The organism is Arthrobacter sp. CAL618, from assembly GCF_000468215.1.
Lineage (GTDB): Bacteria > Actinomycetota > Actinomycetes > Actinomycetales > Micrococcaceae > Arthrobacter_D.
Map to the genome: position 1 here is coordinate 1 of NZ_ASZW01000282.1, position 2,449 is coordinate 2,449.

General features: G+C 65.7%; 4 protein-coding genes. 2 read left to right on the top strand and 2 right to left on the bottom strand.

From position 1 onward, the window contains the following. A partial coding sequence (locus tag K728_RS19890) for an AMP-binding protein (protein ID WP_035748571.1) occupies positions 1–532 on the bottom strand: 532 nt, incomplete at its 3' end. A 67-nt stretch (positions 533–599) separates the two neighbouring features. Next, complete coding sequence (locus tag K728_RS0117420) at positions 600–983, bottom strand: DUF2177 family protein (RefSeq protein ID WP_019482457.1); 384 nt, start codon at positions 981–983, stop codon at positions 600–602. Here K728_RS0117420 and K728_RS19895 point away from each other — a divergent pair. Next, positions 982–1,746: a lipoate--protein ligase family protein gene (locus tag K728_RS19895; protein WP_019482456.1), complete on the top strand. Its 765-nt coding sequence runs from the start codon at positions 982–984 to the stop codon at positions 1,744–1,746. The genes K728_RS0117420 and K728_RS19895 overlap by 2 nt on opposite strands. A 49-nt stretch (positions 1,747–1,795) precedes the next feature. Further along, positions 1,796–2,449 (top strand): PIG-L deacetylase family protein (locus K728_RS20295; RefSeq protein ID WP_024477469.1); only part of this gene is annotated, 654 nt, incomplete at its 3' end.

Here is a 2,449-nt window from a genome sequence, read left to right on the forward strand (position 1 = left end):
CGGCGTCGACAAACGCCGCCGCCGAGCGGTGCGACACTGCAACACCCTTGGGTGTTCCGGTGGAGCCGGAGGTGAAAATGATCCAGGCGTCGTCGTCGGGGGTCGGCATCCTCGGTGCAGGGAAAGGAGCTTTCCGCCCCTTTTGAACCACCGGTTTGCGCCCCGCGCGCAGGATGCCTGCGACCTTCGCTTCGGAGAACACAAGTTTGGCGCGTTCGTCGGGGTCGTCGGCGTCCACCGGGACGTAGGCTGCCCCGATCATGAGGATCGCGAGGATGGCGATGTAGAGCTCGGCGGTTCCGGACGGAATACGAACGCCGATCCGGTCGCCAGCACCCAGCCCGGCCAGGTGAAGCTTTTTCCCCATCGCCCTGACACTCGAGAGCAACTCGGCGTAACTGAGGCTGGTGGTGCCGTCGTCGAGCGCTGAGGCGTCGGGAAACGAGTCAGCAGTGGCGGTGAGGATATCAATCAGGGTGCGCGGCTGCGGGGCCGCTGACCGGCGGGAAAGTTGGGGGGTATGCGGCGTCACCAGATAAGTGTCCCATCCGGAATCGGGACTCGTGGCGGCTACACGCCGTCGTCGGTCACAAACCGAATCACACGAAAACCAGGTACGTCACGACGGTGATCAGGCCGGTCAGTGCGGCACCCCAGGCGAGGTCCACGGCGATCAGGACCGCTGGCCACCGTTTCAGTGTCGAGGCATTGGTGAGGTCATAGGTCGCATAGGCGAAAAAGCCCAGCGCCCCACCGTAGCCCAACGCTGCCAACCATGACTCGGCGGCCAATGCGGGCTGAACAGCGAAGAGCACGATGCCCGCTACATAGATTAGGTAGAACGCTGCCGCATAGAGAAAATTGGGTTTGTCGGCAAGCTGGTCGCCGAGATGCCGACGATAAAATTTGCTCATCGATTTGAGCCACACGGCGTCCAGCAGCAGGAATGTCGCTGCGGCAACCAGAAACTGCAGGAAGATCATGGACAGGAGCCTAACCCAGATGACCGGTGCCGACCTGTTCGTGGTGCGCCGTACCGCCTCGGCCGGCGCCGCCGCTGACCTGGCGGAGGGCATCACCTTGCTGCGCGCTGTGGCGGCGGGGGAGCGTCCCGCTACGCTGCGACTCTATCGGCCGGAGCCCACCGTGGCGTTCGGGCAACGCGACACCCGGTTGCCGGGTTTCCCTGCCGCCGAAGAGGCTGCACGGGCACTGGGGTTTGAGCCGCTCGTGCGCCGGGCGGGCGGCAGGGCCGCGGCCTATCATCGTGGCTGCCTGGTGATCGATCATGTCGAGCCGCAGACTGACGCCGTCGCCGGGTCGCGGAACCGCTTCTCCGGATTCGGTGAACTACTCGCGTCAGCGCTGCGCTCGGTGGGAGTGACCGCGGCGGTGGGTGAAATTCCCGGCGAGTACTGTCCCGGCGAATACAGCGTGCACGGCATTGGCGATGACGGTCGGCGCGTGAAGCTGGTGGGGACAGCCCAGCGGGTGGTCGCCGGAGCCTGGCTCTTTTCCTCGGTAATTGTGGTGGAAGACTCGGCCCCGATCCGGGAAGTGTTGACCTCGTCGTACGCGGCGATGGGACTGGACTGGGACCCGGCCACGGCTGGCGCCGCGAATGACCTGGTGCGTGGCCTGACCGTCGGCGACGTCGAAGACGCCGTCCTGGCCGCCTATCGCCGCGCGGGATATGGGTTTGAGCCGTCGGAGACTTCCACAGCGGTCCAGCCCAGCGCATCCTGACAGCCAGAACGACCGTTGCGAGCTAATCGCGCCGGTTTGGAGGCAGGGCATGGCACTAACCGCAGGCTCGAAAGTACGGTCAGCAATGCTGATCGTTGCCCACCCCGACGATGACGCGTATGCCCTCGCGGGGAGCGTCGCGCTGCATGCGGCTGACCCTGCGTTTCGGTTTGTCCTGGTCCATGCGACCGACGGTGCTGCAGGGGAGATCCCACCGGGTTTTCCGGCCACGCGGGAATCCCTGGGGGCAGTCCGCCGCGGAGAGTGCCGCAACGCCTGGCGTGCGCTGGGACGGGTTCCCGACCGGCACGTCTGGTTGGACTACGCCGACGGGGCGGTTTCCGAGGTGCCTTTCGAGGAGCTGGTAAGCCGGATCGCTGCACTCTTGGACGAGGAACACCCCGATGTGGTGGCCACGTTCGGGCCGGATGGCATTACCGGTCATCCCGATCACATCACGGTGGGCCTGGCCGCCGACGAAGCATTCCATCGAGGCCGGGCGGCCGGCAGCCCGGGGCTGCGAAGGCTGCTCCATGGGGCATTGAAAGCGTCAACGTTTGAGCGGTGGAATGCTGCGCGGGTGCGCGCCGGGAAGGAAGCCTGGGATCCGTCCCGGGTGTATCACCTGCGTGGTGTGCCTGATGAGTTGATCGGCCTGGAAGTGGACACCACGGTTGTGGCGGACCGGATTGTCGCCGGCCTG

Excerpts from the sequence above, each read along its gene's own strand:
- K728_RS19895 (WP_019482456.1), top strand. The coding sequence starts at position 982 with ATGGACAGGAGCCTAACCCAGATGACCGGTGCCGACCTGTTCGTGGTG.
- K728_RS0117420 (WP_019482457.1), bottom strand. The coding sequence starts at position 983 with ATGATCTTCCTGCAGTTTCTGGTTGCCGCAGCGACATTCCTGCTGCTG.